This is a genomic window from Streptomyces paludis (assembly GCF_003344965.1).
In the GTDB taxonomy this organism is placed as follows: domain Bacteria; phylum Actinomycetota; class Actinomycetes; order Streptomycetales; family Streptomycetaceae; genus Streptomyces; species Streptomyces paludis.
Map to the genome: position 1 here is coordinate 7,334,421 of NZ_CP031194.1, position 22,422 is coordinate 7,356,842.

General features: G+C 73.3%; 14 protein-coding genes. 3 read left to right on the forward strand and 11 right to left on the reverse strand.

Annotated elements, in window-relative coordinates:
* Window positions 1–10: 10 nt before the first annotated feature.
* Window positions 11–2,176, reverse strand: a complete 2,166-nt coding sequence (locus tag DVK44_RS32285) for an MMPL family transporter (protein ID WP_114664160.1) — start codon at window positions 2,174–2,176, stop codon at window positions 11–13.
* Window positions 2,177–2,433: 257 nt separating this feature from the next.
* Here DVK44_RS32285 and DVK44_RS32290 point away from each other — a divergent pair, with 257 nt between their 5' ends.
* Window positions 2,434–3,030: a TetR/AcrR family transcriptional regulator gene (locus DVK44_RS32290; RefSeq protein ID WP_114664161.1), complete on the forward strand. Its 597-nt coding sequence runs from the start codon at window positions 2,434–2,436 to the stop codon at window positions 3,028–3,030.
* A gap of 16 nt (window positions 3,031–3,046) precedes the next feature.
* On the opposite strand, the gene DVK44_RS32295 is transcribed toward DVK44_RS32290, so the two are convergent.
* From DVK44_RS32295 to DVK44_RS32340, 10 genes are all read right to left on the reverse strand, one after another.
* The gene (locus DVK44_RS32295) at window positions 3,047–4,747 is read right to left on the reverse strand and encodes an SDR family NAD(P)-dependent oxidoreductase (protein ID WP_114664162.1); all 1,701 of its coding nucleotides are present in this window, start codon (window positions 4,745–4,747) and stop codon (window positions 3,047–3,049) included.
* Window positions 4,744–5,973: an ACP S-malonyltransferase gene (locus tag DVK44_RS32300; protein WP_114664163.1), complete on the reverse strand. Its 1,230-nt coding sequence runs from the start codon at window positions 5,971–5,973 to the stop codon at window positions 4,744–4,746. Before DVK44_RS32300 ends, DVK44_RS32295 begins: the two co-directional genes overlap by 4 nt.
* 114 nt (window positions 5,974–6,087) lie before the next feature.
* Window positions 6,088–7,470 (reverse strand): 3-deoxy-7-phosphoheptulonate synthase, encoded by a 1,383-nt coding sequence (locus tag DVK44_RS32305; protein ID WP_114664164.1) that lies wholly within the window; start codon window positions 7,468–7,470, stop codon window positions 6,088–6,090.
* A complete protein-coding gene (locus DVK44_RS32310; RefSeq protein WP_114664165.1) occupies window positions 7,467–9,347 on the reverse strand; it encodes an anthranilate synthase family protein in 1,881 nt (626 codons plus the stop codon). The genes DVK44_RS32305 and DVK44_RS32310 overlap by 4 nt, the downstream gene beginning before the upstream one ends.
* On the reverse strand, window positions 9,344–10,021 hold the full coding sequence (locus tag DVK44_RS32315) for an isochorismatase family protein (RefSeq protein WP_181957576.1): 678 nt from the start codon (window positions 10,019–10,021) through the stop codon (window positions 9,344–9,346). The genes DVK44_RS32310 and DVK44_RS32315 overlap by 4 nt, the downstream gene beginning before the upstream one ends.
* An 89-nt stretch (window positions 10,022–10,110) precedes the next feature.
* Window positions 10,111–10,920, reverse strand: a complete 810-nt coding sequence (locus tag DVK44_RS32320; RefSeq protein ID WP_114664166.1) for a 2,3-dihydro-2,3-dihydroxybenzoate dehydrogenase — start codon at window positions 10,918–10,920, stop codon at window positions 10,111–10,113.
* Entirely contained in the window at window positions 10,917–12,401 is a 1,485-nt protein-coding gene (locus DVK44_RS32325) for an amidohydrolase family protein (RefSeq protein ID WP_114664167.1), read from the reverse strand. Before DVK44_RS32325 ends, DVK44_RS32320 begins: the two co-directional genes overlap by 4 nt.
* Entirely contained in the window at window positions 12,401–12,670 is a 270-nt protein-coding gene (locus DVK44_RS32330) for a phosphopantetheine-binding protein (RefSeq protein ID WP_114664168.1), read from the reverse strand. Before DVK44_RS32330 ends, DVK44_RS32325 begins: the two co-directional genes overlap by 1 nt.
* 1 nt (window position 12,671) lies before the next feature.
* Complete coding sequence (locus tag DVK44_RS32335; RefSeq protein ID WP_114664169.1) at window positions 12,672–14,291, reverse strand: (2,3-dihydroxybenzoyl)adenylate synthase; 1,620 nt, start codon at window positions 14,289–14,291, stop codon at window positions 12,672–12,674.
* 13 nt (window positions 14,292–14,304) lie between these two features.
* Window positions 14,305–15,402: a ketoacyl-ACP synthase III family protein gene (locus tag DVK44_RS32340; protein ID WP_114664170.1), complete on the reverse strand. Its 1,098-nt coding sequence runs from the start codon at window positions 15,400–15,402 to the stop codon at window positions 14,305–14,307.
* 389 nt (window positions 15,403–15,791) lie between these two features.
* On the opposite strand from DVK44_RS32340, the gene DVK44_RS32345 reads away from it, so the two are divergent.
* Window positions 15,792–17,102, forward strand: coding sequence for a phenylacetate--CoA ligase family protein (locus tag DVK44_RS32345; protein WP_114664171.1), 1,311 nt, complete (start codon window positions 15,792–15,794; stop codon window positions 17,100–17,102).
* Between the two features lie 145 nt (window positions 17,103–17,247).
* Entirely contained in the window at window positions 17,248–22,416 is a 5,169-nt protein-coding gene (locus DVK44_RS32350; protein WP_114664172.1) for a type I polyketide synthase, read from the forward strand.
* Window positions 22,417–22,422: the final 6 nt, after the last annotated feature.

Consider the following 22,422-nt stretch of genomic DNA (forward strand, 5'->3'; position numbering starts at 1 on the left):
CGCCGGTGTGTCAGCCCGTCACGCTCGCGGGCTGCTTCACCTCGGGCGCGGCGTCGGACTCCTTGATGCCGAACCTGGTGTAGAAGCGGGCCAGCGGACCCGGGGCCCACCAGGCGGCCCGCCCCATCAGCTTCAGCGCGGCGGGCACCAGCAGAATCCGTACGATGGCGACGTCCGCCAGGATCGCGAACACCATGCCGACACCGAACAGCTTCATCGTGAGCACCCCACTGGTCGCCATCGCCGCCAGCGGGACACACATCAGCAGCGCGGCGTTCACGATCAGGCGCCCGATGTTCTGGAGCCCGGACGCCACGGCGGCCGTGCTGTCGCCCAGCAGGTCGTACTGCTCACGGATCCGGGAGACGAGGAACACCTCGTAGTCCATGGAGAGTCCGAAGATCAGCGCGAACAGCATGATCGGCATGTTCGGCTCGATGTTCCCGGTCGAATCGAAGTTGAGCACACCCTCCAGATGGCCGTCCTGGAAGATCCACACCAGCACACCGAACGTCGCCGACAGCGACAGGAGGTTCATCAGGATCGCCTTCAGCGGCAGCAGCACCGAGCCGAACGCCAGGAACAGCAGGATGTACGTCGCCACCGCGATGTACAGGAGCATCCACGGCAGCGTCGCGCCGAGCGCGTCCAGGGTGTCGTCGAAGACCGCCGTCTCACCGCCGAAGTACGCCGTGGCGCCCTCGGGCGGTGCCACGTCCTTCAGCCGGTTCACCAGGGCGCGGGCGTCGGCCGAGACCGCGGCGCCGTCGAAGGTGACCGACACCCGCGCGGTGGTGCCGGCCGCCCCGGTGACCTGCGCGCCGGTGGCGCCCTTGGTGCTGCCGAGCCGCTCGGCGTACTCCTCCAGCGCGGCGCCCTGCTCCGGCGAGGTGGCCGCCGACTTGAGCACCAGCAGCGAGTCGATGGACTTCACCGCGTCGCTGTCGAAATCGCGCTCCATCGTGTTGTGCACCTGCCGGCCCTCGGCCGAATCGGGCAGCTGCCGCGCGTCGTTGGCGCCGAAGTCGATCCGCAGGAACGGAACGGCCAGCGCCAGCAGCACCGCCAGCGCGCCCGCGGTGACCAGCACCGGACGGCGCATGAGACCGTGCGCCAGCCGGTACCAGGCGCCCTGGCCGTCCTGCCGCGCCTTGCGCTTGCGCAGCGACAGGGCGTTGACCCGCGTGCCGAGCACACCCAGCGCGGCGGGCAGGGCGATCAGCGAGAAGAAGACCGAGAGCACGACCGCGGCCATACCGCCGTACGCCATCGACTTCAGGAAGCCGAGGGGGAAGAAGGTCATACCGAACAGGGCGACCGCCACGGTGATGCCGGAGATCACGATCGTACGGCCGGCGGTGGCGACGGTACGCGCGAGCGCCTCCTCGCCGGTGTGGCCGCGCTCCAGCTCCTCGCGGTAGCGGCTGACGATCAGCAGGCCGTAGTCGATGGCGACCGCCAGGCCCAGAATCGTCACCAGGCTCATGGCGAACACCGACACGTCGGTGATCTGCGCGATCAGCCGCAGTACCGCCATGGAGCCCAGGATGGACAGACCGCCGACGAGCAGCGGCAGACTCGCCGCCGCCAGCCCGCCGAAGACGATCACCAGCAGGATGAAGAGCAGCGGGAAGGAGAGCCCCTCCGCGGTGCCCAGGTCCTTGCCGATCTCGTCACCGGCCTGGTGGCCGGTGGCCACCGCGCCCCCGCGCAGGGTCTCCAGCCCCGGCGCGGCCAGCTTGTCCATGACCGCCTTGTAGGACTCCTCCTTGGCGTTGTCGTCGTCGCCGCGCAGATTGAGTCCGACATAGGTGGCGTGCCGGTCGTGGCTGACCTGCGCCGGCATCTGTGTCATCCAGAACGTGGAGTACCCGGTCACCGCCGACTTCGGCAGCTTCTCGACCGTGCCGGTGACCGCCTCCTGGAAGGACGCGTCGTCGACGGTGCGGTCCTTGTCGCGGTAGACGATCACGGCGTCGGGTGCCCGGTCGGGGAACGCCTTCTCGGCCAGCTGGGCGGCCTTGCGGCTGTCGGAGCCCGGGTCCTCGAACCCGCCGGGCTTCATGTCGCCGAAGACCCCGACGCCATAGGCGCCGGACAGGACGGCGAACAGCAACGTCAGGACCAGCAGCGGGTTGCGCCTGCGGAACAGGAAGCGTCCCAGCGCCTCGAACATGGTTCTCCCTAGGTAGTTGGCGTGCGCCGCATGCCTGCCAGGGTTCGGCGCCGGAATTACCGTAACAGCGTTTTGAATGACTTTCACGGAGTTCTTGCACACTGTCTAACCGGAGGGTGCCCGATGACCCCTGATGACCTGGGGATTCAACGAAAAAACTTCTTGGCCTGCGAGTTGAGCGGATCACCGGGGACTCTGACACCCGCTGACGCCCTGTTCGGCAACCATTCGTAACGCCGTTGTCATAGTGTGGGGGGATGGCCAGGCTCAAGACACATGACGAAGCACTCCGACAGCGGCTCATCAACCGCGCCGCCGCCACGGTGTTCGACCGGGGCACGGCGGCGCTGAGTCTGCGTCAGCTCGCCGCGGACGTGAAGACCTCGACCACGGCGGTCTACTCGCTGTTCGGCAACAAGGCCGGTCTGCTGGCCAGCCTCTACCAGGAGGCCGCACGGCTCTTCGTGGCACGTCTGGCGGCCGTCTCCGCGACCACGGATCCAGCCAACGACGTCGTTCGCCTGGGCGTCGCCTACCGCGAGTACGCCCTCGCCAACCCGCACCTCTACTCGATCCTCTTCGTGGAGAGCGCGGCGCAGTTCGAGAGCAAGGAGGAGGGGCGGCGCCAGGTGGCCGAGATGTACCAGCCGCTCGTCGACGCGGTCAGCCGGGGGCGGCAGGCCGGCCAGTTCACGGACGAGCTGGAACCGGAGGTCGTGGCGCTCTCCTGCTGGGCCACGGCGCACGGACTGGTCTCGCTGGAGCTGTCGGGGACCGAGCCGCCGGGGCTCTCGATCGCGGATTCCTACGAGCGGACGCTGCGCGCGGTGGTGGTGGGCTGGCGGCGCGGCTGAGCGCGGCGCGCGGAGGTCAGGGGGCGGCCGTGCCGAGGGCGGCGCGCTCGGCCGCGCCGAAGAGGACGGTGACGGGCGGCGGCTGCGCCGGGTGGCCGGTTTCGCGCGGGCCGGGTTCGCGCAGATCGAGTTCGCGCAGGAAGTGGTCCACCCCCTCGGCCGTGGGCATGGCGGTGAACCGTCCGCTCTTGGCCAGCAGCGCCCGCATCAGCGGGGTCGCGCCGAGCCCGATGTCCCGCCACAGGGTCCAGCCGAGGGTGAACTCCCGTGCCCCATGGGCGCAGTGGTACAGGGCCGCGGTGTTGAGGTAGTCGTTCGCGGCGGCGTAGTCGGTCTCCCCGGTCTGGCCCGTGAACCCCACGAACGAACCGAAGTTGCACCACAGACGCGGCTGCCGGTCGCCGAACGCCGCCTTGAGATGCGCGTAGGACCGTACCTTCAGATCACGGACGGCCCGGAAGTCCCGCGGCCGTTTCCGGCCCACCGAGGCGGCGCGGTTGGTGCCGGCGATATGGAGCAGCAGATCGACGGTGCCCTCCTCGTCCGTCACCCGGCGTACGACGGCCTCCACCGCCGCCCGGTCGCGCAGGTCGCACACGTGGTAGGTGACCCGGTGCGCCCCGCACAGCCGGCGCAGTTCGGCCAGGTTCGCGCGGATCCGGCGGGCCGTGCCCAGCCGGTCGTACGCCATGGTCGCCTCGCGCACGGTGAGCCGCTCCGGGCCGGTGGTCAGGGCCCGGACGAAGTCCTTGCGCTCCGGGCGTACGTCGGCCTCCCCGGACTCCTCGCCCTCGTAGCCGTCGCCGTCGAGCGGGGTGGAACCGATGATGTGCAGCCGGGGCCGGTCGCGCCGGGCCAGCGCGAGCAGCAGCGCGGCGCCGATGCCGTGGGCGCCGCCGGCCGCCACCACACAGCGCTCCCCGGGGGCGGGCGCGACCCCGGCGGGCGCGCCCGGATCGGCCACCGCCCGCCACAGCAGCCGGGTGCCGCCCGCGTAGTACACGACCGGCGGGAACGGGCCGGCCACGGTCTCGCGGGCCGCGTCCGGCTCCGCGGTGACGAGGTCGCGGGCTTCGTGCACCACGGCCAGCACCGCGGTGTCCGGCCACTCCCGCGCCAGGCTCTTCACGAACCCGGTGAACAGCCCGGCGCACGCGTGCGGGACGCGGGCACCGTCGACCCCGCCCAGCACGACCACGACGAACGACTCCGGGCGCAGCCCCGGCGCTGCGCAAGCCTTCGCCGTACGGAACAGCGCGTCGTGCAGGGCGAGCAGGGCCTCGGAGGGTGTCGGGGGCTCGGCGTACAGGTCGACCAGGACCCGGACATGGCGTGGCCGGATCTGTGCGACGGCGGCTTCGAGCGGGTCGTCGGAGGCGGCGCCGGAGGTGTCGTCGGGAAGGGCGTCGGCGGGGAGAACCTCCACACCGGGCATCCGGTCCGTGGTGTTGGCCAGCAGCACCGTGCCGGGCGGGAAGAGGTCCGGTGGCCCGGCGTCGGCGGTGGTGGTTGCGTCCGGCCCGGGTGCCGGGGCGAGGAGCAGGACATGGCGGTCCAGCAGGGGGCCGTCAGGGGCGGCGGGGCGGTCCGGAACATCCGCTCCGGCCGGCGCGCCCACGCCCGCGTCCGTACGCGCGCCCGAGTCCGCGTCCGTACTCGGGTCCGGGTCCGGGTCCGCCGTGTGCGGCAGGGTCGCCTCCCGGCGCGCCGTGCTCATGCGGCGGCGTTCCGCTCCACGACCGCCAGGACGGGCTGCCCCGCCCCCTCGGCGCCGGGCAGCCGACCGGTGTCCGGGGCGCTCAGCGCGGCGGCGGCCCTCGTCAGCCCGGCCTCCTCGTCACGGCCGGCGAGCGGCGCCGCCGTGTACACGCCGGGATGCGCCTCGGCGGCCAGCCCGGTCAGCACCCGGCCGGCGCCCACCTCGACGAACGTCCGCGCACCGGCGGCGTACAGAGCGGCCACGGACGTACGGTACTCGACCGGGGCCACCAGATGCAGGGCCAGCAGCCCGGCGAGATCGTCGCCGTCCCGGTAGAACCGGCCCAGGATCGCCGAGTACACCGGGACGTTGACCGGCCGGGTGCTGAACACGCCGATACGGGAAGCCAGTTCGCGGCGGGCCCCGGCGAGCAGCGGGTTGTGGAAGGGGTGCGGGAAGCGCAGCGGCGTCGCGGTGATCCCGAGCTGCCGGGCGATCGCCCCCGCGGTGCCGATCGCCTCCGGCGGACCGGAGAGCACGGTCTGCTCCGCCGCGTTGTCCACGGCCACCACGAGCGAGGGATGGCCGATCAGCTCCACCAGCCGCTCGGCCCGTACCCGCCCGCAGCGCAGCGCGAGCATCGTGCCCGCGCCGGACGCGTGCGCGCGGACGACGGAGATCCGCTCGCACAGCAGCGCGGTGGCGTCGGCCAGACCGTAGGCGCCCGCGCAGGTCAGCGCGGCGATCTCGCCCAGGCTGTGGCCCAGGTGGACCGCGGGCCGGGCGCCCCGCTCGGCGAGCAGCCGGTACGTGGCCACCGAGACGGCGAGGACCGCCAGCTGATGGAGGTCCGGGGCCCGGTCGAGAAGGGCCGCGGGGCTCGGCGGCGAAGGCCGGAACAGCGTCGGGGACACCTCCCGGCCGAGCCGCTCCCGGGCGACCGCGTCGACCGTCGCGAACGTGTCCCGTACGGCCGGGGAGCCGCGCTCCCAGAACGCGGCGAGGGCGCCGGGACGGTAGGCGCCCTGCCCGGGGAACAGGGCGACACCCAGGTCCAGGGCGTGTTCCGAAAGGAGCGCCGTCCGGCCGGCGGGCGGGCCCGGCGGCGTCCGGCGCGCCGCACTCGCGTCGCCCGCGCCGGCGGCCCGGACGTACGGGGGTGATCCCGGCAGCGCCGCGAGCGTACGTGCCAGACGCCGCCAGGCGGACGGGACCTTCGAAACACGCCCTGGATCTCGGCTCACAGCGGGAACTCCCGTTTTCGTCGTACGCCCGGCCCCCGGCCGGTGCCGAGCCCTTTCGTATACGTTCCGTGAGCACGCGCGGCGCTCACGGAATCCGTGCCACCTGACGGTCCGTCACCGCCGGGCCTCCTCGACGCCCCCCGGCGGGCGTACGGCGTCGAGCAGGTCCGCGAGCCGGTAGGCCAGGTCGAGCGACTGGTCCCGGTTCAGCCGCGGGTCGCACACGGACCGGTAGCGCTCGGGCAGATCGGCGAAGCCGATGCCCGCGCCGCCGCCGACGCACTCGGTCACGTCGTCGCCGGTCATCTCCAGATGGACGCCGCCCGGATGCGCGCCCAGCCCGAGGAGCACCTCGAAGAAGCCCGCCAGTTCGTCGAGGATGTCGTCGAACCGGCGGGTCTTGTGCCCGGACGGCGAGCCGATCGTGTTGCCGTGCATGGGATCGGACACCCACGCCACGGTCCGGCCCTCGGCCGCGACCCGCTCGACCAGCCCCGGCAGCACCTCCCGCACCCGGCCGGCGCCCATCCGGGCCACCAGCGTGAGCCGGCCGGGCTCGTCGCCCGGGGACAGCCGGTCGATCAGCCGCATCAGGTCGTCCGCCTCGGCACCCGGCCCGACCTTCACCGCGACGGGGTTGCTGATCCGGGAGAAGTACTCCACGTGCGCGCCGCCCAGCAGCCGCGTACGCTCACCGATCCACAGCAGATGCCCCGAAGTGGCGTACGGCCGGCCGGTCGCGGTGTCGACACGGGTCAGCGCGGACTCGTAGTCCAGCAGCAACCCCTCGTGGGACATGAACAGTTCGCCCGGGGTGTGCCAGCCGCCGCCGGTGCCGATGAATCCGCCGGCCCGCTCGATCTCCTGGGTGAGCGCCTCGTAACGGGCCCGCTCGGGCGCCCCCGCGGCGAACTTCCGCAGGGCGTCCAGCGCGTACCCGGGACCGGCCTGCTCACTGGCGCAGTGGGCGCGGACGAGGAGCAGGGTGGCGCCGGACCGGCGGTGGACCCGGACCATCCGGTGCGGGTCGGGGGCGCGGGCCGCCGCCGTGAAGGCATGGCCGTTGACCGCGTCGCCCCGGTACACCGGCAGTTCGACACCCTGCCGGGTCTCGGTCCCGGCGGAGCGCGGCTTGGCGTACTGCCCGGCCATCCGCGCGACCGTGACCACGGGCAGCGACATCATGTACCCGAAGACGGTGGCCAGTTGCTGGAGCGTGCTCGCGGTACGGCCGACCGCGGCGGTGTCGGCCGAGTCCAGGCTCTCCGCGCAGTCACCGCCCTGGACCAGGAACGCCTCGCCGCGCGCCACCGCGGCCAGCCGGCTCTTGAGCAGATCGCACGCGCGCGGCAGCACCAGCGGCGCGCTCGCCGTGAGCGTGCCCACGGCGCTCTCCAGCGCGGCCGGGTCCGGCCACGCGGGCTGCTGGGCGGCCGGCCGCGACCGCCAGCCGGTGTGCACCGCGTGGGCGGAGGGGAGGTCGAGCAGGGGAGTCACGCCGTCAGCTCCGCTCGGTGAGGCACCGGCGTCAGCGCGCCGGTGACCAGGGATTCCAGAATGGCCGCGCCGTGCCGGGTCATCACGGACTCGGGATGGAACTGCGCGGAGGTGAAGCCGGGGCCGCGCAGCGCGTGCACCTCGCCCGTCACCGGATCACGGGCGATCTCCACCGGGCCCGGCAGCCGTACGAGGGTCTGCGGCGTCTCGCCGCCGTACGCGGCGAACGTGTTGTAGAAGTACACCTGCTCCGGCACACCGAACAGATCGACGGTCCGCCGCACCCCCTGGTTCGGGGCGTCCAGACGGCGCAGCTCCAGACCGAGCAGCGCGCAGAGTATCTGATGGCTCAGGCACACCGACACGAAGGGAATGCGCAGATTGAGCAGACTGCCGGTGACCGCCCGCAGATACGCGATCTTGGGGTGGCCGGTCTCCCGCGGATCACCGGGCCCCGGACCGAGCACGACCAGGTCGTAGCCGCTGAGCCGGTACGGCTCGTCGTACCGGCGGACCGTCACGTCGTATCCCGCGCTGCGCAGTTGCAGCGCTCCCATCGCGGTGAACGTGTCCTCCGCGTCGATGATCAGCACCTTCTCGCGGGTCGCCGGACGGACCGGGACCGGGGCGAGCCAGAACTCCGACAGCGGGGTGTTGCGGGCCGCGAGCGCCGCCCGGACACGCGGCTCCCCGTCGAGACCGGCGGGCCGGCGCCGCTCGGCCACCCGGCTCAGCGCGTCCAGCAGACCGGCCGCCTTGGCCGCGGTCTCGGCGGTCTCCTTCGCGGGTTCGGAGTCGCGCACCAGCGTCGCGCCGACCCCGATCCGGACCCGGCCGGCCGCGTCGACATCCGCCGTCCGGATCATGATCGCCGAGTCCATACGACGGCGTCCCGCGCCGTCCCGGCCGATCAGCGCGGCCACCCCGGCGTAGTAACCCCGCCCGGCCGGCTCGAACTTGGCGATCACCCGGCAGGCGCTCTCCACCGGGCTGCCGGTCACCGTCGGGGCGAGCAGTGTCTCCCGCAGGATCTCGCGGACGTCCCGGGCGCTGTGCCCGACGATGCGGTACTCGGTGTGGGCGAGATGGGCCATCTCCTTCAGACGCGGCCCGACCACGTGTGCGTCGTCGCACACGCGGCTCATCATCTTCAGCTCCTCGTCGAGCACCATGTACAGCTCGTTGGTCTCCTTGCCGTCCGCGAGGAACTCCAGTACGGAGGGGACCGTCGCACCGCCCGCCGGATAGCGGTAGGTGCCGCTGATCGGGTTCATCACCGCGACACCGTCGTCGAGGCTGACATGGCGCTCCGGGCTCGCGCCGATGAAGGTGCGCTCCCCGGTGTGGATCAGGAACGTCCAGTAGGCACCGGGCTCGCCGCGCAGCAGCCGTCCCCAGAACGCCAGCGCCGTCCGCGCCGACCAGTCGGGGATCTCGGTGACGAAGGTGCGTTTCAGGACGAAGTTGGCGCCCGAGCCATGGCCGATCTCCTCGGCGAGCACACGGCGCACCAGGGCCCCGTACTCCTCGTCGGAGAGGTCGAAACGGCCCTCGCCGGTGACGACGGGCCAGCCCAGCACCGTATCGAGGACCTCCTCGACGGGCAGCAGTGTCTGCGCGCGCACGGGCATCGCGAGGAGCGGCTCGCCGTCGTCGTGATGGTCGTACCCGCGCTCGCCGATCACCCGGTACGGCAGCAGGGCGAGCACCTCGTGGGTGTCCGGTGTGCCGAAGTCGGGCACCGGCAGCCGGTCCGTACTCGCGACGGCGGTGAACTCGCCCTCCAGCAGCTCGACATGGCCGCCCGGTCCGCTCTCCGGCCGGTGCAGTACGGCGAACGCCCGCCCGCCCTCGGCCAGTTCCTCCAGGGAGGTCATGACAGCCCTCCCGCCGACGCCACGGACGCGGGGGCCGCCGCGGACAGCGCTTCCAGCACGGCCGAAGTCGGCAGGACCACCGCGCACCGGGACGCCGCGTACTGGAGCGCCATCCGGTGGTGGTCCGGGGTGAAGTCGGCGACCGCGTCGGCCACGACGAACGGCTGTACGGAGTGGGCGAACGCGTCGCACGCGGTGAGCAGGACACCCACGTGCGCGTAGACCCCGCAGATGATCAGTTGGTCCCGGCCCCGGTCGCGGAGGAGTTCGAGCAGGGGCGTCGCGTGGAAGGCGCTGGCCCGCCACTTGGTGAGTACGGTGTCGTGCTCACCGGGCGCCAGGGCCTCGGGGATCCCGCTGTCCTCGGGCGCCGCCGACATGCCGGGGCCCCAGAAGTCCACCAGCAGGCCGCGCTGTTCGGGCGTCATGTCACCGGGCTGCGCCGAGTAGACGACCGGTACGCCGAGCCCGGCGCACCGCTCGCGCAGCGCCGCGGTGTGCGCGAGCAGATCGGTGCGGGGCTGCTCGCCGGGCGGGAAGGGCGCGAGGAAGTAGTGCTGCATGTCGTGCACCAGCAGCACCGCGCGGCGCGGATCGATCTGCCAGGAGACGCTGTTGGGGGGCAGCTCGGCGGGCCGTGGCATCGGGTACGGGTCGATCGGGTCGATCGGCACGTCGGGTTCCTTTCCAGGTCGGACGGCGGCGGGGGGCCGTGTTCCGCGGAGCGGGCCGGTGCGGGGCTCAGAGGTCACCCGACAGGCTCTCAGGCACCCAGGGAGGCGCCGCCGTCCACGGTCAGGTCGTGCATGGTGATGTGCGCGGAGCGGTCGGAGAGCAGGAACAGGACGGCCTCCGCGATATGGGCCGGCTCGGCGATCCGGCCGAGCGGAATACCGACCCGGTAGGTGTCCGGTGTGCCGTCCACCGACGCGCGCTCGGCCGCGTCGCCCTGCAACGCGGTCAGCATGGGGGTACGGGTCGAGCCGGGCGCCACCACGTTGCACCGGATGCCGTGCCGGGCCAGCTCCAGACCGAGGCACTTGGTGAACATCGACGAGGCCGCCTTGGACGCCGCGTACGCCGCCATCGACGCCCGCGGTGTCATCGCGGCGTTGGACGCGATCGTCACGATCGATCCCCGGCCGCGCGGCACCATCACCCGTGACACCGCCCGGCTGACATGGAACACACCGCTCGTGTTGACCGCGAACGTGATGTCCCACTCCTCGTCGGTCAGCTCGCTCGCCGGGCCGCTGCGCAGCACCCCCGCACCGTTCACGAGGTAGGTGACGGGCCCGAGTTCGGCCTCGACCTTGGCGATCGCGCTGTCCACGTCCGCGCTGTCCGTCACATCCGCGGCCACCGCCAGCACCCCGCCGGCGGAGCCGTCCAGCTCGGCGGCCAGCTCCCACAGCGGCATGATGTCGCGGTCCAGCAGCGCCACCGGCACCCCGGTGGCGGCCAGCGCGCGGGCCACCACCGCGCCGATACCGCCTGCCGCGCCGGTCACCACGGCCACCGCCGACCGGTCCGCGCCGAGCGCCGTGGCCGTCGGGGACGCTTCGATGCTCATCGGGCCACCTGTCCCAGTACGCGGTCGACCGCCTCGGCGGGCACCCGCAGGACCCGCCGGGTGAAGCCGGCCAGCGCCTCCAGATAGCGGCCGCGCAGCGCCGTCTCGTCGATCCCGACGCCCCGGCCGTCCTCCACCAGCGCCCGGCCGCCGACGATCACGGTGTGCACGTCCGCGGAGCCGGCCAGCCACAGGAAGCTCTCCAGCGGCCGGGGGTTGAGCAGATAGCGCCAGTCGTCGGTCCGTACCAGCAGCAGATCGGCCTGCTTGCCGGGCTCCAGGCTGCCGACGGCGTCGTCCCAGCGCAGCCCCCTGGCCGCGATCCGGGTGCCCATCGCGAGGGCGTCGGTGGGCAGCACCTCCGTCTGGTCGGCGCTCATCTCGTTGTACATCTGCCAGGCCGCGCGCATCGTCTCGGCGATCCCCGCGCCCGGCAGCGCCGCCGCGTCGGTCGACAGCGACACGTCCAGCCCGGCCCGGCGCAGCGCCGGCACCACCCCGGTCTCGGTCAGCGCGGACTCGCCCGAGGGACCGTACTTGCCGGGGGAGTGGCTGATGTGCGCCTGCGCGGCGAGCATCAGCTTCTGCTCGCGCTCGTCGAGGAACGCGGCGTGCCCGGCCATCAACCGGCTCTCCACCAGGCCGTGTTCGGCGAGCCGGCGCAGCCCGGTCTCGCCGTAGTACGTGCGCATCACCTCGGCCTCGTTGCGCAGCGCGCCCACATGCGTGGCGAACGGCAGGTCGTGCCGGGCGACGAGACCGGCCATACCGCGCGCCAGCTCGTCCGTCATGTTGGTGACGTAGGAGACGTTCGGGCGGCACCGGATCCGGCCGGTGGTGTCCGCGGCGACCTCGCCGAGCAGCGACTCGAAGCCGGCCAGGACCGTGTCCGCGTCCCGGGTACGGACGAACCGGGACCCGTCCGGCGGGCAGACCGCGTCGCTCGCCCAGGTGCTCGCCGAGAAACGCATGCCCAGTGAGAGGGCGGCGGCGACCATGGACCGCGGCCGGTTGAGGGAGCCCATGTCGCCGAGCGTCGTCACCCCGCCGCGCAGCTGGGTCCACATCGAGTACTCGGCGATGGCCCGCGCCTCGTCCGGCGTCATGGCCTCGATCAGCTGGTCGAAGCGGTCGAAGGTGGCCGAGATCTGGTGCATGTCACCGCCGCCGCCCATGAACGCGACCTGGTCCGCGCGGTCGGAGACCGGCCGCAGCGCGCCGCGCATGGTGAAACCCATCGCGAACATCTCGTGCCAGTGGGCGTTCACAAAGCCGGGCAGGACCATCATCCGGCTCGCGTCGACGGTACGCAGCCCGGCCCGCACGGCCGGGTCGAGCGCGTCGGCCGCCCGGCCGACCTCGTCGGCGGGGCCGACCGCGGCGATCCGGTCGTCCAGCACCAGCACGGCGCCCCGGGCGTGTACGGACTCGTCCACGTCGGCGGTGTAGACGGTGCCACCGGTGATCAGCAGGGCCCCCATCACACGGCCCCCGCGTCGCCCGGTACGGCCGGGGCCAGGGACGCGAAGTGCGCGAGCCAGCCGTTGAGCGTCGGCGCGGCGACCAGCTCGTCGAACTGCACCGGCACCCGCGCCTTGCGCCAGCGGCTGACCAGCCGCATGATCTCCAGCGAACTCAGGCCGAGCAGCACCAGGTTGGCGTCCGGCTCGATCAGCGCGGGCTCGATGCCCAGCGCCGGCGCGATGACCGCGCGCAGCTCGTGTTCGGTCGGGGGCGGAGAGATGTCCACGTCAGCCTTCCTGGTCGGACGCGGCGTGTGCGGCCAGCGCCTTCTTGTCGACTTTGCCGATGGGGGTCAGGGGAAGCTCGGTCACGTACCGCACCACGTCGGGCAGCTTGTAGTCGGCGACGCCCTGCGCGTGCACGGACCGCTTGAGGTCGGCGAGCGGGATCTCGGGGCCCTTGGCGACGAGGAAGGCGCAGATCCGCTCGCCCAGGAACGCGTCGGGCACCCCGATCACCGCCGCCGCCGCGATACCGGGGTGGACGAGCAGCAGATCCTCGACCTCCCCGGCCGCGATCTTGTCGCCGCCGCGGATGATCGTCTCCTTGATCCGGCCCTCGATCACCAGGTCGCCGTCCTCGGTGAGCCGGGCCAGGTCACCGGTGCGGAAGAAGCCGTCCCGGGTGAACGCGCGGCGGTTGTAGTCGGGCACCCGGTAGTAGCCGCGCAGGGTGTACGGACCGCGGGTGAGCAGCTCACCGACCTCGCCCGGCGGCAGCGCCCGGCCCTCCTCGTCGACGATCCGCAGTTCGTCGGCGGCGGAGACCGGCCTGCCCTGGGTGGTGAGCACCGCCTCGGCCGGGTCGTCCGGCCGGCTGAAGGTGAGCAGGCCCTCCGCCATCCCGAAGACCTGCTGGAGCCGGGCGCCCAGGGCCGGTTCGATCCGGGCGGTGAACTCGCGCAGCATCCGCGCGCCGCCCACCTGGAGCAGCCGCAGGCTGGAGAGGTCCTCCTCGGCCCACTCCGCCGCCTCCAGCCAGAGCGTCAGGATCGAGGGGACCATCGCGGTGACCGTGGCCCCGTGCCGTTCGATCAGCGGGAAGCAGTCCGTAGGATTGGGGGTGTCGGCGAGCACGACGGTGCCGCCCGTGAGCAGGGTGCCGACCACGCCGGGGCAGCCGAAAGCGAAGTTGAACTCGATGGGCAGCACGGCGAGATAGACATCGTCCCCGGTCAGCCCGCAGACCTGGGCCGCCCGGTCCGACATGTACACATAGTCGTCGTGGGTACGCGGGATCAGCTTGGGCAGCGCCGTGGTCCCGCCGGACAGCAGGAAGAACGCGACATCCGCCGGGTCGGGTTCGGGCCGGGGCACGGGGTCCGGCACGGCCGACTCCAGCTCGGCGACCGAGACGAACCCCTCGGCCTTGGCGCCCAGCACGAAGAGGGAACCGAGCGTGCCGGTCGAGTCCCGTACCTGCCGGGCCAGTTCACGGTAGTCGTAGCCGCGGTGTGTCTCGGGCACCAGATAGGCGACCGCGCCGCTCAGCTCCACCAGATGCGTGATCTCGGTGGCGCGGTGCGCGGGCAGCGAGAAGACCAGCTTGGCGCCGAGCCGCATGAGCGCGAACGCGATCGCCACGAACTCCGGCACGTTCGGCAGCTGGACCACGATCCGGTCGCCGGCCCGCAGCCCGTGGGCCGCGAAGCCGGCCGCGAGCCGGTCGGCCCACCGGTCCAGCTCCGCGTAGCCGATCCGCCGCTCGCCGTGCACCAGCACGGTCTTGTCGCCGTACGTGAGCGCGGCCCGGCGCAGCACCGTGCCGAGGGTCTCGCCGCGCCAGATGCCCTGCTCGCGGTAGTGACGGGCGATGTCCTCGGGCCAGGGGACGAATCCTTCGAGCATCCGGGACACCTCCCTACTCCGACTCTGCGGCGGACGGTCCGGCGGCGGCCGGCTCAGCGGTGGACGATCCGGCGACGTTCGGCTCGGGGGCCGCCTCGGTGATCCGTACGACGGCGGCGCCCGCCTCCATACCGGTGCTCGCGCCGATCAGCAGCACATGGTCGCCGGGCCGCACCCCGCCGGTGCGCCACTCGTGCTCCAGGGCCAGAAAGAGGTCCGCCGCGCCGGTGTGGCCGATGGTGTTGACGTAGTCCCAGACCGTCTTCTCCTCCGGGACGTCCAGCGGCAGCAGGAACATCGCCTCCAGAGCGGGCCGGCTGAAGCCGACATGGCACACCTTGGCTACCTGATCGATCGTCAGACCCGCCTGCTTGAGCACGCGTTCGGCGATCTCGGAGACCCGGTCGCCGAAGTTCTTGATCGGCGGCGCCTGCCCGGCCGCCCACTGCTCACGCACCTTCTCGGCCCGCTCGGCGAAGTTCAGCCCCCGGCCGCGGGTGACCCCCGGCGGGAACAGCTCCTCGCCCGCCCGGTGCAGGATCTCCATCGAGGAGTCGGAGAGCGAGTCCAGGGAGAGCAGTTCGGCGAAGCCCGAGCGGCGCGAGAGCACCACGGCACAGCCCGCGTCGGCCAGCACGAACAGCGAGGACGCCCGCCAGCGGTCGACGCCCGGGGTGGAGTAGTTGTCGCCCGTGGTGATCAGCGCGGCCTCGTGCGTCGGATGGGCGATCAGCCGGTTCGCGGCCACATCGAGCGAGGCCAGCATGCCCAGGCAGCCCTGCCGTACCTCCATCGCGGGGACCGGCCGGTCGATCGTGTTGTGGAGGATGTAGTGCACCGCCGACCAGCCGTCCGGGCCCTGGTGGTGGGTGTAGCTGTGCAGCAGGACGCCGATGTCGTCCGGGCCGTGCCCGGAGCCGGCCAGCGCCGTCCGCGCCGCCTCGATCGCCATCTGCGGCGCGGGGGTGGACGCGCTCACGGCGGCCGACCGCATACCGGAGGCGACCCGCGCCTCCTCGTCGTACAGCCCTTCCGCCACCGCCCGCTCGGCGGGGAACAGGGGCGGCAGATGGCTGCCGATCCCGGCGAGATACAGGTTCGCGGTCCTCATCGAGCCGACTCCTTCATGTCCTGGTACGTGTCCGGGGAATGCCTGTCGCGGCAGGTGGTCCGGTGCCGTGCGGGGACGCGTCGTTCTGCTGCGCGACGGACGGGGACGGGCTGCGGTATGCGCCGAAGGCCGGCGCACCTCCCGGCAAGAGCACAGCACCGGGGACGCCGGGCCTCATGAGTAGGCGGTACTCAACCGGGGCGGGGCCGCCGCCTCCCGCCACGTGCCGCGTTGCGCGGGGGAGTGCCGGGGCCGGGTGCCCCGCTCCGGCGGCCGTATTGAGTGGTGACTACTCGCGTCGTGGCCCGGCCCGCGGTGGTGTGCTCAGGCTGCGCAACCGCCGCGTGACGTCCTCCACGCGGCCAGGGCACTCACGAGGGAGATCCTTCATGTCGTGGTCGCGTCCGGAACCGGGCGACTGGTCGAGCCCCGCCGAACTGGCCGCACTCCAGCGGCGCCAACTGCCCCGGGTGATCGCGCAGGCACTGCGCTCGCCCTTCTACGCGGCCCGCTACGAGGGGCGCACCCCGCCGAGCACCGCCGACGACTTCGCCGGCATCGAGCTGACGACCAAACAGGACCTGCGCGACCAGTACCCCTTCGGCATGCTCGCCGTGGAGCGCGAACGGCTCGCCACCTACCACGAGTCCAGCGGCACCTCCGGCGAACCCACCGCCTCGTACTACACGGACGAGGACTGGACGGACCTCGCCGAACGCTTCGCCCGCAAGTGGACCGGGATCGACAGCTCCGACACCTTCCTGGTGCGCACCCCCTACGGCCTCGTCATCACCGGGCATCTCGCGCAGGCCGCCGGCCGGCTGCGCGGCGCCACCGTCGTCCCCGGCGACGCCCGCTCGCTCGCCACCCCGCTCGCCCGGATGGTGCGCGTCCTCAAGTCCCTCGACGTGACGCTCACCTGGTGCAACCCGACCGAGATCACCATGCTCGCGGCGGCGGCGAAGGCCGCCGGACTCCGCCCGGACCGGGACTTCCCCGCGCTGCGCGCCATGTTCACGGCGGCCGAGCCGCTCACCGAGGTGCGCCGGCGCCGGCTCAGCGAGATCTGGGGCGGCATCCCCGTCGTCGAGGAGTACGGCTCCACCGAGACCGGCACCATCGCCGGGCAGTGCCCCGAGGGCCGGCTGCACCTGTGGGCCGACCGCGCGGTCTTCGAGGTGTACGACCCGGCCACCGGCGAGGTGTCGGCGGCGGGCCGCGGCCAGATGGTCGTCACCCCGCTCTACCGCGACGCGATGCCGCTGCTGCGCTACAACCTCGCCGACGAGGTCGAGGTCGCCACGGACCCGTGCCCGTGCGGCTGGCTGCTGCCCACGGTGACCGTGCTCGGCCGGGCCGGTACGGAGCACACCGTCGGCGCCGCCACCGTGACCCAGCAACGGCTGGAGGAGATCGTGTTCTCCCTGCCCGTGTCGTACGAGGTGATGTTCTGGCGGGCGATGGCCCACTCCGACGTACTGCGGCTGGAGTTCGAGGCCCCGGACGCCACGCGCGAGCAGGCGGTCAAGGAGCTGGGCGAGGCCCTCGACCGCGAACTGGGCGTCCCGCACCGCGTCACGGGCCTGCCGCTCGGCACACTCGTACCGGCGGAGGCGCTCACCGCCCAGCGCGACATCCTCAAGGCCCGCTACCTCTTCGCGGAGGGCGAGGACTGGGACAAGGCGGTCATGTACTTCTGAGCCGCCGGGCGGCCGTCGCGGTGTTTCCTCCCGCCTTCCCCTCCCGCGTGTCCCTTCACGTGTCCCTTCCCCCCAGTCCGCCCCTCTCCCTGTCCGTCCCCACAACGTCCCCCGAAATCGGCATCGAATCGTGAGTGGTGACTCCATGAGTGCGCTGTCCTCCCTGCCCCCGAGCCCCGCGGAGCCGGTCGCGGTCGTCGGTATCGGCTGCCGCTTTCCCGGCGGCGCCGACTCCCCGCGGGCGCTGTGGGATCTGCTGATGGACGCGGTGGACGCGTCCGGACCGATACCCGAGGAGCGGTGGGCACCGCAGCGGGCCCAGTCACGGGAGAACGCGGCCGTGCTGACCCGGGTGACCCCCAACGGCTCCTTCCTCGACGACATCGCCGGCTTCGACGCCTCCTTCTTCGGCATCTCGGCGACCGAGGCCCGCCAGCTCGACCCGCAGCAGCGCATCGCGCTGGAGGTCGCCTGGGAGGCCCTGGAACACGCCGGAATCCCGGCGCCCTCCCTCGCCGGCACCGACACCGGCGTCTTCATCGGCGTCGGAACCGACGACTACGGCCGCCGCCTCCTGGAGGACCTGCCCGGTGTCGAGGCGTGGACCGGCATCGGCTCCTCGCTGTGCGGGGTGCCCAACCGCATCTCCTACACCCTCGATCTGCGCGGACCGTCCCTCGCCGTCGACACCGCCTGCTCCTCCTCGCTCGTCGCCGTGCACCAGGCGTGCGCGAGCCTGCGGGCCGGCGAGGTGCCGGTGGCGCTCGCCGGCGGAGTCATGCTGATGGCCGGCCCCGGTCTGACCACGGTCCTGGACCACGCGGGCGCCATCTCGCCGGACGGCCGCTCCAAGGCGTTCGACGACGCGGCCAACGGCTACGGACGCGGCGAGGGCTGCGGCGTCGTCGTCCTCAAGCGGCTCTCCGACGCGCGGCGCGACGGCGACCGGATCCTCGCCCTGATCCGCGGCAGCGCCGTCCACCAGGACGGGCGCACCGACGGCATCATGGCGCCCAGCCCCACCGCGCAGGCGCATCTGCTGCGCAAGGCGTACGAGGCGGCCGGTGTGGTCCCGGGCGAGGTCGACTACGTGGAGGCGCACGGCACCGGCACCAGGGTCGGCGACCCCATCGAGGCGTCCGCCCTCGCCGAGGTCGTCGGCGACCGGCCGGCGGGCGGGCGGCCGTGCCTGATCGGGTCCGTGAAGACCAACATCGGGCACTGCGAGGCCGCCGCCGGTATCGCGGGGCTCATCAAGACGGTCCTCGCCCTGGGGTACGGGGTCATCCCGCCGACCCTGTCCGTCAGCGGCCCGCGCGCCGACATCCCCTGGGAGACCTCGGGCCTCGGCCTGGTCACGGAGACCACCCCCTGGCCCGAGACCGGCCGGCCCCGGCTGGCGGGCGTGGCGAGCTACGGATACGGCGGCACGATCGCCCATGTCGTCCTGGAACAGGCACCCCGGACGGCAGAGGCCGCCCCCGGGTCCGCACCCGATCCCGTATCGGAGCACGGCGCCACCACAGCTCCCGGCGCCCCGGCCCTCTACCCGCTGTCGTCCGCCACCGCCCCCGGTATCGCCGGACAGGCCGAGCGCCTCCTCGGCGCGCTCGGTACGGACGGCGGGCCCGGCCTCGCCGACCTCGGCCACACCCTCGCCCACGGCCGCGCGCACCTCGGCGCCCGCGCCGCCGTACTCGCCACCGGGCGGGACGAACTCGCCGAGGGACTCGCCGCGTTGGCCGAGGGCCGGGCGGACCGGCGCGTGGTCACCGGCGAGCCCACGGGCCCGGAGCGCCACCCCGTGTGGGTCTTCTCCGGCCACGGCGCCCAGTGGGCCGGCATGGGCCGCGAACTGCTCCTGGCGGAGCCGGTGTTCGCCGCGGCGATCGACCGGCTCGGGCCGGTCTACGCCGAGGAGATGGGCATCACCCCCCGCGAGGTGCTCACCAGCGGCGATCTCGGCTCCGTCGACATCATCCAGTCGATGCTGTTCGCCATGCAGATCGGACTCGCCGCGGTGTGGCGCCGCTACGGTGTGCGGCCCGGCGCGATCATCGGGCACTCGGTCGGCGAGATCGCCGCGGCGGTCACCGCCGGAGTGCTGACGGAGGAGGACGGCGCACGGCTCATCTGCCGCCGCTCCCTGCTGCTGCGGAAGGTGGCCGGCAAGGGCGCCATGATCATGGTGGACCGTCCCTTCGACGAGGTGCGCGAGCACATCGGCGCGAACGGCACGCTGTGCGCGGCCATCGCCGCCGCCCCCTCCTCCACCGTCGTCGCCGGTGATGTCCCGGCCGTCGACCGGGCCGCCGAGGACTGGGCCGCCCAGGGCTGGAGCGTCCGCCGGATCGACTCCGACGTCGCCTTCCACAGCGCGCACATGGACGAGCCCGCCGCCGATCTCGCCGACGCCGTCGCGTATCTCCAGCCGCGCGAGCCCGAAGTGCCGCTCTACCTCACCGCCGTGACGGACCCGCGCTCCGGCCGCCGCCAGGACGCCCACTACTGGGCGGACAACCTGCGTCGGCCGGTCCGCTTCCACCAGGCCGTCGAGGCCGCCGTCGAGGACGGCCACCGCCTGTTCCTGGAGATCTCCGCGCACCCGGTGGTCAGCCACTCCGTCACGGAGGTGGCCGGCGCCCTGCCCGGCGCCCTCGTCACCCCCACCCTGCGCCGCAACCAGCCCGAGGTCACCACCCTGCTGACCTCGCTGGCCGCCCTGCACTGCCACGGCGTCCCGGTCGACTGGCGGGTGCTCCAGCCCGCCGGCCGCCACACCGACCTCCCGACGACCGCCTGGCAGCACGAGCGGCACTGGGTCGAGGCCCGCCCGGGCGACGGCGAACCACCGGTGGACACCCTGCTGGGCACCCCGACCGCCGTCCACGGCTCCCGCACCCGCCTCTGGCGGACCACACTCGACCTGCGCACCCGCCCGTACCCGCGCCGCCACCCGGTGCTGGGCACGGAGATCGTGCCCGCGGCCGTGCTGCTCAACACGTTCCTCACCGCAGGCGGCACCGACGAGCTGACCGAGGTACGGCTGCGCCAGCCGGTGGTGGTGCCGGAGCGGGAGACCCGCGAACTACAGATCGTCCACGACGACAACGGGCTGCGGCTCGTCTCCCGGCGGCTCGGCGCGCCCGACACCGCGTGGACCACACACACCCTCGCCGTACCCGGCACCACAGGCCCCGTCGAGCCGGTCGTCCCCGCCGCGACACCCGAGGCGCTCGACCCGGGGTATGTCGTCGAGCGGCTCGCCGAACTCGGCGTCGCCGACATGGGATACCCCTGGACCATCGAGGAACTGCGGCGCGGCGAAGGCACGTTGACCGCCGTCGCGAGCGCGCCCCTGGACCGCAGCTGGGCGGCGGTGCTGGACGCCGCGCTGTCGATGGCCTCGGTCGTCTTCGCCGGCCCGGCGACACTGCGCATGCCCGCGGGCATCGACCGGGTCGTCCGTACGGGAAGCCCGCCGCGCCGGGCGGCCATCTCGGTACGGTTGGACGCGGACCGGCCGACCACCGTGCACGTCGACATCCGGGGCGAGGCGGACGGCGCCGAGTCGGTGCTCTCGCTGCGCGGACTGCACTACGGCGAACTGGACCGCGATCTCACCGGCGAGGAGCAGGGCACCGGCGGACGCTTCGAAACGGTCTGGCGGCCCTTCCCCGTCGACACCACCGCGCGGACCACCCTGACGGGCCGTACCGTGCTGGTGCTCGGGCCGCCCGGCCTCGCCCGCTCCCTGGTGCCGGAGGCCGCGGCCCACGGCGCGACCGTGAGCGCCGACCGGGCGGCGCTGGCCGAGGCCGATCATGTCCTCTTCGCGCCCGGTGTGCCCGGCGCGTTCGGGGCCGAACCGGCCGATGTGGCCGCCGACTTCGCCCGGCTGGTGGCCGAGATCGCCGCGCTGCCGGGCCGCGGGCCGGTGCTGTGGTGCCTGACCGGCGGGGTACGGGACGCGGTGTCCGCCGGGGCGCTCGCGCAGTCCCCGCTGTGGGGGATGGGCCGGGTCGTGGCGAGCGAGCACCCCGAGTTCTGGGGCGGTGTCGTCGATGTCCCGGCCGGCCGGCTCACGGAGCTGCCCGCCCGGCTGCTGCTCAACCTGCTCCATCTGAGGCCCGCGGAACCGGTGCTGGCCGTCACCGACGACGGCGTACGGGTACCGCGGCTCGTCCCCGCCGAAGCCGCCCCGGACGGGGCGCCGTTCACCTGCCGGCCCGACGGCACGTATCTGATCACCGGCGGTCTCGGGGTGCTCGGCCTGGAACTCGCCGGCCATCTGGCCGAGCGCGGCGCGCGCCGGATCGTCCTGCTGGGCCGCACCCCGATGGCGCCGCGCGACGCGTGGTCCGACGGCGATCCCCGGGTCCAGGCGCTGCGCCGGCTGGAGGCGGCCGGGGTCACCGTCCGTACGGTCGCGGTGGACATCACCGACCGGGCCGCCACCGCGGCGGCGCTCGACGCGCTCCAACTCCCGCCGGTGCGCGGGGTCGTGCACGCGGCGGGCACGGTGCACAGCGCGCTGGTCCACCGGCTCCGGGAGAGCGATCTGCGCGAGGTGATGCGCCCCAAGACCGAGGGCGCCCGGGTCCTGCACGAGCTGTTCCCGCCCGGCACGACGGACTTCTTCGTCCTGTTCTCCTCGGCCGGCCCGCTGCTCGGACTGCCCGGCCAGGCCGCGTACGCCGCCGCCAACACGTTTCTCGACGTACTCGCGGCGCACCGGCGCACCACCGGGCACACCGAGTCGGTGTCCCTCGCCTGGACCAGCTGGCGGGGGCTCGGCATGGCGACCTCGGCCGAGGCGACCGATGTCGAACTCCACGCCCGCGGCACCACCGACATCGCTCCGGACCTGGCGCTGCGCGCCTTCGACCAGACGCTCGCGCACCCGGTGAGCGCACTGGTGGCCGTCCTCGGGCTGCTGCACGGGCACACCGGGCCGCGCCCCGCGCTGCTCGCCGAACTCGCCCGGGGCGACGCGGGCCAGCCGGCCGAAGTGCCCGACTGGGTGGGGCTCACCGGCGACGAACTCGCCGCGTACCTGCTGGAGGACGTCCGGGCCCGGGTCGCGTCCGTGCTCGGGGTCCGGCCCGCCGCCGTCGGTGTGCACCGCCCGCTCACCGAGGCGGGGGTGGACTCCCTGCTCGCCGCGGCGGTCCGGGTGGCCCTGGAGCGCGACCTCGGGATCGGCCTGCCGGCGACGCTGCTGTGGAACTACCCGACCGTCGGCGAGATCGCCGGCTATCTCAGCGCCGTCCTCGCCGACGACCACGCCGGGCAGGAACAGCCGACGGCGTAGACGTCA

Coding starts and splice junctions, on each gene's coding strand:
- DVK44_RS32340 (WP_114664170.1), bottom strand. CDS start 15,402: ATGAGGACCGCGAACCTGTATCTCGCCGGGATCGGCAGCCATCTGCCG.
- DVK44_RS32335 (WP_114664169.1), bottom strand. CDS start 14,291: ATGCTCGAAGGATTCGTCCCCTGGCCCGAGGACATCGCCCGTCACTAC.
- DVK44_RS32285 (WP_114664160.1), bottom strand. CDS start 2,176: ATGTTCGAGGCGCTGGGACGCTTCCTGTTCCGCAGGCGCAACCCGCTG.
- DVK44_RS32290 (WP_114664161.1), top strand. CDS start 2,434: ATGGCCAGGCTCAAGACACATGACGAAGCACTCCGACAGCGGCTCATC.
- DVK44_RS32320 (WP_114664166.1), bottom strand. CDS start 10,920: ATGAGCATCGAAGCGTCCCCGACGGCCACGGCGCTCGGCGCGGACCGG.
- DVK44_RS32345 (WP_114664171.1), top strand. CDS start 15,792: ATGTCGTGGTCGCGTCCGGAACCGGGCGACTGGTCGAGCCCCGCCGAA.
- DVK44_RS32295 (WP_114664162.1), bottom strand. CDS start 4,747: ATGAGCACGGCGCGCCGGGAGGCGACCCTGCCGCACACGGCGGACCCG.
- DVK44_RS32310 (WP_114664165.1), bottom strand. CDS start 9,347: ATGACCTCCCTGGAGGAACTGGCCGAGGGCGGGCGGGCGTTCGCCGTA.
- DVK44_RS32325 (WP_114664167.1), bottom strand. CDS start 12,401: ATGGGGGCCCTGCTGATCACCGGTGGCACCGTCTACACCGCCGACGTG.
- DVK44_RS32350 (WP_114664172.1), top strand. CDS start 17,248: ATGAGTGCGCTGTCCTCCCTGCCCCCGAGCCCCGCGGAGCCGGTCGCG.